The organism is bacterium (assembly GCA_027622355.1).
Classification (GTDB): domain Bacteria; phylum UBA8248; class UBA8248; order UBA8248; family UBA8248; genus JAQBZT01.
Genome location: JAQBZT010000153.1, coordinates 1 through 7,392, shown reverse-complemented (window position 1 = coordinate 7,392; position 7,392 = coordinate 1). Strand labels below are relative to the sequence as shown.

The window sequence follows — 7,392 nt, the reverse complement described above, 5'->3', positions numbered from 1 at the left end:
GCGGACGGCACCGCCGAGCTGGCGGCCCGCTCGGCCCGGGTGGTGGCCTCCCCGCCGGGCCGCGCCCGCCAGATGAACGCCGGGGCCGCGGCGGCGGGCGGGGATGTCATCTTGTTTCTCCATTGCGACACCCGGCTGCCCGAGGGTGCCCTCGCCCTTGTCCGGGAGGCGCTGGCGGATCCCGGCGTGGTCGGCGGAGGCTTTTGCCACCGTTTTGACCGCGACGATGCATTCAGCCGCTTCATCAGTCTGAGCGCCAACATCCGCTCGCGGGGATGGCGCCTGTTCTTCGGCGATCAGGCGATCTTCATCCGGCGTGAGGCGTTTGAGAAGCTGGGCGGATACCCCGATCTTCCTCTTTTTGAGGACTGGGAGCTGAGCCGGAAGATGCGCGCGGCCGGCCGGCTGGCGCTGATTGAAACGCCTATCGTGACGAGCACGCGCCGAATCGACGCTTGGGGAAAGTGGCGCAGCCTCTCCATCTGGTGGGGCCTCAGCATTCTCTACGTCCTCGGCGTTCCGGCCGCGCGGCTCGCGCGGAGGTACGAGAACGTCCGCTGAGGGCGTTTATTTCTTTCTTCTCGGCGGAGGGGGCGGACTCTCCGGCCCGGGCGGTGTTTTTTCGGGTGGGGCTTCCTTCCCGTTTTCCTCCTCCTCTTCCTCGCCTCTCCGGCTGCGGCGCATGCGCATGATGTTCTCGTGCATGGCCTCGAGTTTCCGCTCCACATGGCCGTGGACCGTAGCGGGCGGATACGCGCCGGTTTCCGGGTCGGGCTCCCCGGCGGGCACGCCGGTGAGAAGCGCGATGCCCTCGTCCACCGTCCGGACCGGGTAGATGTGGAACTTCCCCTCCTTCACCGCTTCGATCACGTCGTCGCGCAGCATGAGGTTCCGCACGTTCTGATGCGGAATCAGGACGCCCTGATCGCCGGTGAGCGGCCCTTTTTCCTTGCACACCTCGAAGAAGCCCTCGATTTTTTCGTTGACGCCCCCGATGGGCTGAATCTCACCGCGCTGATTGACCGAGCCCGTGACGGCGAGACCCTGCCGGATGGGAAGTTCCGAGAGGCTGCTGAGGATCGCGTAGAGCTCGGTGGATGAGGCGCTGTCGCCGTCCACCCCCGAATAATTTTGCTCGAAGGTAATGCTGGCCGTGAGCGCCAGCGTGCGCTTTTGCGCATAGATGGCGCCGAGGTATCCCTGCAGAATCAAAACGCCCTTGTCGTGGATGCTGCCCGAGAGCTTGCTCTCTCGCTCCACGTTGATCACCCCCTTGCCGCCCATGAAGGTCTGGGCGGTGATGCGCGAGGGCTTCCCGAAGCTGTAGTCGCCCAGGTCGAGCACGGCGAGCCCGTTGACCTGGCCGACGACCTCTCCCGCCACGTCGATCATCAGCGTGCCCTCGGCGATCAGCTCGCGCAGCCGCTCGTCCACGAGATTCGCCCGGTGTCTTTTTTCCTCGAGGGCCCGTGCGATGTGCGTGCCGAGGACGTCGTTGCTCCCGGCGCGGCGGGCCCAGTGGTCGGCTTCCAGGATCAGCTCGCGCAACTCCCCGAATCTGGCGGAGAGTTTTTCCTTGTGCGCCACCATGCGGGCGCTGTGCTCGATGAGGCGCGCCACGGCGTCCTCCGAAAAGGGAAGAAGGTCTGACTCCTTGCGGTGGTATTCGATGAAGGTGCGAAAGTCCCGGAGCGTTTCCGGGTTGCGCTTGATGGAGGTGCTGAAGTCCGCCTTGATCTTGAAAAGCTTTCCGAAATCCTCGTCGTGGTGAAGCAGCAGATAGTAAAGCATCGGACTGCCCATCAGAATGACCTTGACGTTGACGGGGACCGGCTCGGGCTTGAGCCCGCCGTGCGTCCAGCCGTACATCTCCCCCAAATCCTCGATGCGGACACAGCGCGTGCGGATGGCGCGCTTGAGGGCGGGCCAGACGCTCGGATTGGTGAGCACGTCGAGCGCGTTGAGAATGAGGAATCCGCCGGAGGCCTGCATCATCGAGCCCGAGCGGATGAGGGTGAAATCGGTGGTGTAGGAGCCGAAGTACGCCTTGCGGTCGATGCGCCCGAATAGGTTGTTGAAGTTCGGGTTGGTTTCGAAGATCACCGGGGCGGAATCAAGATGGGAGTTGTCCACCACGAGGTTGACCTGGTAGGCCTTGAAGGGGTTCTCCTCCGCCTGCTTTTGGGGGAGCAGGACGGTGGGGCCTGCCTGGCCCCCGCCTTCCTGGGGCCGGAAGTTGTCGAGGTTTTTCAGGATGTGCTCTTGGACCGCGTTGAGGTGTTCGATCCCCTTGGGATAGTCCCGGTATTTTTCCTTCAAATCGTTGATGGGCCCTTTCACGACGGTCAGGGCGGTATCCTGCTCGAGGCTGCGAAGCTGCTCCCGCACCTCCTTTTCCAGGCCTCGGGCCTTTTTGGCGAACTCCCCGATTTCCTCGGTGAAGGCGATTCGTTCCTGGTCGATTTTCTCCCGCTTTTCGGCGGGAAGTTTTTCGTAGTTCTCCTCGGTGGCGGGCTCGCCCTCGAGCAGGGGGATGAGGGCGAACCCGGTCTGGGCCGGACGAATGGCGAATCCTTTTTTCTTCGCCTGGGCTTCCAGCGTGGAGAAGAGTTCACGCTGATGCTTTTGGGCCGCCTCGATGATTTCCTTCCGGCGGTTTTCCTGGATTTCATCCTCGAAGGCTTTGGGGATGGCTTCGCGAAGCTCCGCGATGACAGCTGCCATATCGTCGCGAAAGGCGCGCCCGAGGCCCGTCGGGAAAATAAGCCATACGGGCCGGTCGGGATCGGTGAAGTTTTGAACGAAGACAGTGGAATCGGGGACGGGCCGATGCCGCGCGATGCGCTCGCAGATGGAGCGGCACATGGTCTGGCGCCCCGAGCCGGGCGCCCCGGCGATGAAAATGTTGAAATCGTGGCCCCGCATGGCGAGGCCGAATTCGAGGGCGCGCTCGGCGCGCTCTTGCCCGATAAAGCGGTCGCCGCCGTCGTCATGGCCATCCAGCGGAAGGGATTCTCGATCCTCAAATTTCCAGCGGAGCGCATTGGCCGGAAGCGGTTCGGGAAAGGGTTTCATAACGACTCCTGGGGATTTTCGATCCCGGCGGCTCATGAGTTGTACTCCTGTTGGGTTCCTTTTTTGAGACCGTACTTCACCAATTTTCTGTACAGTGTCCTGCGGTCAACGCCGAGAATTTTCGCCGCGCGAATCTGGTGCCCGCCCGTTTTCTCCAGGATGGATTCGATGTGCAGGCGCTCCAGCTCCTCAAGAGAGATGTCCATCCCGGCTCTGGTGGATATCAGTCCGGAATGGTTTTCGACGATGTGGGTCGGGAAATCGGTGTTGTCGATTTCTTCGTTTTCACATAAGGCGATGGCGCGCTCGATCACGTTTTCGAGCTCCCGCACGTTTCCGGGCCAGTCGTAGGCGAGCAGCGCCTGGAGTGCGTTTTTGGAGAGGCGTTTCAGTTCGATCCCGTTTTCTTCGCAGAATTTTCCGATGAAATGCTGGGCGAGCAGCGGGATATCGTCGGGGCGCTCCCGCAGTCCCGGGATGCGGATGGGGATCACGTTCAGGCGGTAGTAGAGGTCCTCGCGGAAACTCCCCTCGCGCACCAGCTCTTCCAGATCCCGGTTGGTCGCCGAGATGATCCGCACGTCGATCTGGATGTTTTCGCGTCCGCCAATCCGCCGGATCTCGCGCTCCTGGATCGAGCGCAGGAGCTTCACCTGAATCGGCAACGGAACCTCGCCCACCTCGTCGAGAAAGAGGGTTCCGTTGTGGGCTTCCTCGAAGAGGCCTTTCTGGCTGCCGACCGCCCCGGTGAAGGAGCCCTTCATGTGGCCGAACAGTTCGCTCTCCATCAGGGTTTCCGGGATGGCGCTGCAGTTGACCGCGACAAAGGGCCGGTCCCTCCGGTTGCTCTGGTAGTGGAGCGCCTTGGCCCCCAGCTCTTTTCCCGTTCCAGTGCTGCCGGTGATCAGGACCGTGCTGTGGGTTTGGGCGATGCGCCGAATCATCTTGAAGACATCCTGCATCGCCTTGCTCTTGCCGATCAGTTTTCCCAGGCCGTAGCGCTCTTCCACCTCCGCCCGCAGGGTCTTGACCTCGCGCTGAAGGTTGAGCGACTCCAGTGCCTTGCGGACGAGCAGGGTCATCTCGTCAATCTTGAAGGGCTTGGTGAGGTAGTGATAGGCGCCGGCGTTCATGGCTTCCACCGCCGAGGAGACGGTTCCGAAGGCGGTCATCATGATCACCACGGCGGAGCTGCCCTGCTCCTTCAGGGTGCGCAGGAGGGTGAGGCCGTCCATTCCGGGCATCCGGACATCGGAGATGACGAGGTCGGAGTCGGCCTCGGAGAGGAGCCGGAGCGCGTCGGCCCCGTTGCTGGCCGTGCGTACCTCGTAGCCCTCGCCGCCCAGAAGGCGCTCGAGGAGGTGGCGCATCCTTTCTTCATCGTCCACCACCAGGATCCGCTCGCCCGCCATGTTGCTCTCACTCTAGATATGAAATCCGGGAAGGTGGCCGGGGTGGGGCAGATTGCCGCTTGCCTTAGGGAATGAGACAAAATGCCCCTCTCTCCAAGATAGGGTGGCCGGTTGAATTTTTCAACGGAAATCACTGGAACCAGCGGATTTTTTGCGGGAGGGCCGGGAAAGGGGCATTTCCGGTGGATTCCTTGAGGCGGCTCCGCGAGGCGGGCATAATTCCGGCACACTCTTTGGCGGGGCATTTTTTCGGGAGAGGCAGCCGAATGGATGGGGACAAGCGCAGGGCGCTGATCGAGGCGGCCGGGCTCATCGAGGACGGCCAGATGATTGCGCTGGGGGGAAATTCGCTGACCCGCATCCCGGCGGCGCTCGTTCGCGAGATGGCGCGGCAGGGCCGGCGCGGGCTTCGCCTGGTCAAGACGGCGGGCGGATATGACATCGATCTCCTCTGCGCGGCGGGCGCCGTGGCCGAGGTGCATTCGGGATACATCGGCTTCGAAAATATTTTCGGGCTCGCCCCCGCCTACCGCCGGGCGGTGGAGGCGGGCGATGTCCGCGCCGTGGAGCACGCCTGCTCCACCGTCATCGCAGGTCTCCGCGCCTCCGCCTACGGCCTCCCGAGCCAGCCCGTCGCCGGGCTCGAGGGGAGCGATACGCCGGCGCTCACCGGCTTTCGCCAGGTGGAAGATCCCTATACCGGCAAGCGGGTCTACATGATCCCCCGCATCCGTCCCGACTGGGCGATCCTTCATGTGCAGTATGCCGACGCGCAGGGCAATGCGCGGATCGACGGCGGCACGTTCGAGGATGTGCTCATGAGCCGCGCGGCGGCAGGGGTGATCCTGACCGCCGAGAAGATTGTCGAGACCTCTTTTCTCGAAGCGCAGCCCGAGCGGACCGTCATCCCCGCCTTCATGGTGCGGGCGGTGGTGCACGCCCCGCGGGGGGCGGCGCCCGGCTCGTGCCATCCGTTTTACGAACTGGACGAGCCCGCCCTCGCCGGCTACATCGAAGCGGTGCGCGGGGGCGGGGATGTCTCCGCGCACCTTGCGCTGTGGGAGGCGCACGATCGGAACTTCGCAGATAGAAACTTCGCCGCGCAGGCGGACGCCGAGAGGAGCCGCGGTTGAACGCTCCCGCTTCCGCCGCGGTCCGCCGCACCGCCGATCGGATGGCCGTCTTTCTCGCCCGGCAGATCCGCGACGGGGAGACCGTGTTTCACGGCGTGGCCTCTCTCTTGCCCATGGTGGCGATCGCGCTGGCGCGCCGCACCCATGCGCCCCAGCTGACCTATCTGAACATCCCCGGCGGGGTGAATTCCTCCCCCGTGCACCTTCCGGCCTCGACGGTCGGCGATCCGCTGCTCCAGGGAGCGCGCTCGATCTTCAATCTCTCGCAAATCTTCGATCTCTCCGCGCGGGGGGGGCTCGATCTGGCGTTTCTCGGCGGGGCGCAAATTGATGCGCGGGGCGACATCAACCTTTCCTTCATCGGAGATCCCGCGAGGCCGAAGGTGCGCCTGCCGGGCGGGGCGGGCAGCGCGGCGATCCTGCCCACGGCGGGCCGCACCGTTCTCTGGCGGACGCAGCACGATCCCCGGAGTTTTCCCGAGCGGTGCGATTACGTCACCGCCTCGGGCCGGGTGGATCGGGTGATCACGCCGCTGTGTGTTTTCCGATCCCTGGAAGGGAGGCTCCAGATCGAGAGCCGCCACGCCGGGGTGTCCGCGGATGAAGTGCGCGCGGCCACGGGCTTTGACCCCGGACCCTGCGAGGCGGCGCCCGAGACGCCCGAGCCGACGGACGAAGAGCGGGAAGCGCTTCAGGCGGCCGATCCGGGGGGCGTCCGCTTCCGCGAATTTTCCTGAGCCGGACATACGACATGGCGCAAAAAATCCGCTTTGATGCCGTGGGCATCGGTCTCAACTCCGTCGATCTGCTCTGCCGGGTGGATCAGTTTCCGGCCTTCAACACGAAAGGACCGCTCCAGGAGGTGACCCGCCAGGGCGGGGGACAGGCGGCGACGGCCATGGCAGCCCTCTCCCGGCTTGGCCTCCGGACCGCGTTCATCGGCGCGGTGGGAGACGACGCGGAGGGCGCCTTCTCCAGAGAGAGTCTCGATGAGGAGGGGGTCAACACCGAGGGGATGGTGGTGCAGCCGGGGCGCGCCAGCCAGTTCGCCGTCATCATCGTCGCCTCGGGAGAAGCCGTCGCGGCGCGGGGGGCGCGGACGATCATGTGGCGGCGGGAGGTCATGCTCTCCCCGGGGGATGTGAGCGAGGGGATCGTCCGCGCGGGGCGGATACTCCATCTCGACGGCCATTCCATGGAGGCCGAGATTCAGGCGGCGAGATGGGCCCGCGAGAGCGGAATCCCCGTTTCCCTCGATGCCGAACGGGTGCTTCCCGGGATGGAAAAGCTCGTCGGGCTGACTGATTATCTGGTGGCCGCCGAGGATTTTCCCTCTCTCTTTACCGGGGAGGAGGAGCCCGAAGCGGCGCTCCGCCGGATACATGCCCTCGGCCCCCGGGTGGCGGCCATGACGCGCGGATCGGCGGGCGCGCTCGCTTTCGACGGAGCCCTCTTTTATGATTCTCCCGGATTCGAGGTGGACGCGGTGGACACCACCGGGGCGGGAGATGCCTTCCATGCGGGTTTTCTCTTCGGTGTTCTTCAGGATTACGGCTTGGAGCGCACCCTTCGGTTTGCCAACGCGGTGGCGGCCATGAATTGCAGACGGCTCGGCGGCCGCGCCGGGCTGCCGGACCTTCAGGAAGCCGAAACTTTTCTTTCAGAAAGATTGGGGTTGGGGAATTCATGACGAAACTTGATATGCAGGGCTGCTCGCGGTTTTTCTTTGGTCTTTTTCTGATTTTGTTCCTCGCGGCGGCTTGCGGCTCCGG

6 protein-coding genes are annotated in these 7,392 nt (G+C 64.3%); 4 read left to right on the top strand and 2 right to left on the bottom strand.

What is annotated here, in order from left to right:
* The coding region (locus O2807_09715) for a TIGR04283 family arsenosugar biosynthesis glycosyltransferase (GenBank protein MDA1000772.1) at window positions 1–561 on the top strand (561 nt) is incomplete at its 5' end.
* Between the two features lie 6 nt (window positions 562–567).
* Here O2807_09715 and O2807_09710 read toward each other — a convergent pair.
* Window positions 568–3,075, bottom strand: a complete 2,508-nt coding sequence (locus O2807_09710; protein ID MDA1000771.1) for an ATP-binding protein — start codon at window positions 3,073–3,075, stop codon at window positions 568–570.
* 32 nt (window positions 3,076–3,107) lie between these two features.
* Window positions 3,108–4,487: a sigma-54 dependent transcriptional regulator gene (locus O2807_09705; protein MDA1000770.1), complete on the bottom strand. Its 1,380-nt coding sequence runs from the start codon at window positions 4,485–4,487 to the stop codon at window positions 3,108–3,110.
* Window positions 4,488–4,753: 266 nt separating this feature from the next.
* Here O2807_09705 and O2807_09700 point away from each other — a divergent pair, with 266 nt between their 5' ends.
* From O2807_09700 to O2807_09690, 3 genes are read left to right on the top strand one after another with little or no spacing between them, the layout of a single operon-like run.
* Complete coding sequence (locus O2807_09700) at window positions 4,754–5,620, top strand: CoA transferase subunit A (GenBank protein ID MDA1000769.1); 867 nt, start codon at window positions 4,754–4,756, stop codon at window positions 5,618–5,620.
* On the top strand, window positions 5,617–6,357 hold the full coding sequence (locus O2807_09695) for a CoA-transferase (protein ID MDA1000768.1): 741 nt from the start codon (window positions 5,617–5,619) through the stop codon (window positions 6,355–6,357). The genes O2807_09700 and O2807_09695 overlap by 4 nt, the downstream gene beginning before the upstream one ends.
* 14 nt (window positions 6,358–6,371) lie before the next feature.
* A complete protein-coding gene (locus O2807_09690) occupies window positions 6,372–7,310 on the top strand; it encodes a PfkB family carbohydrate kinase (protein MDA1000767.1) in 939 nt (312 codons plus the stop codon).
* The last annotated feature ends 82 nt before the right edge of the window (window positions 7,311–7,392 follow it).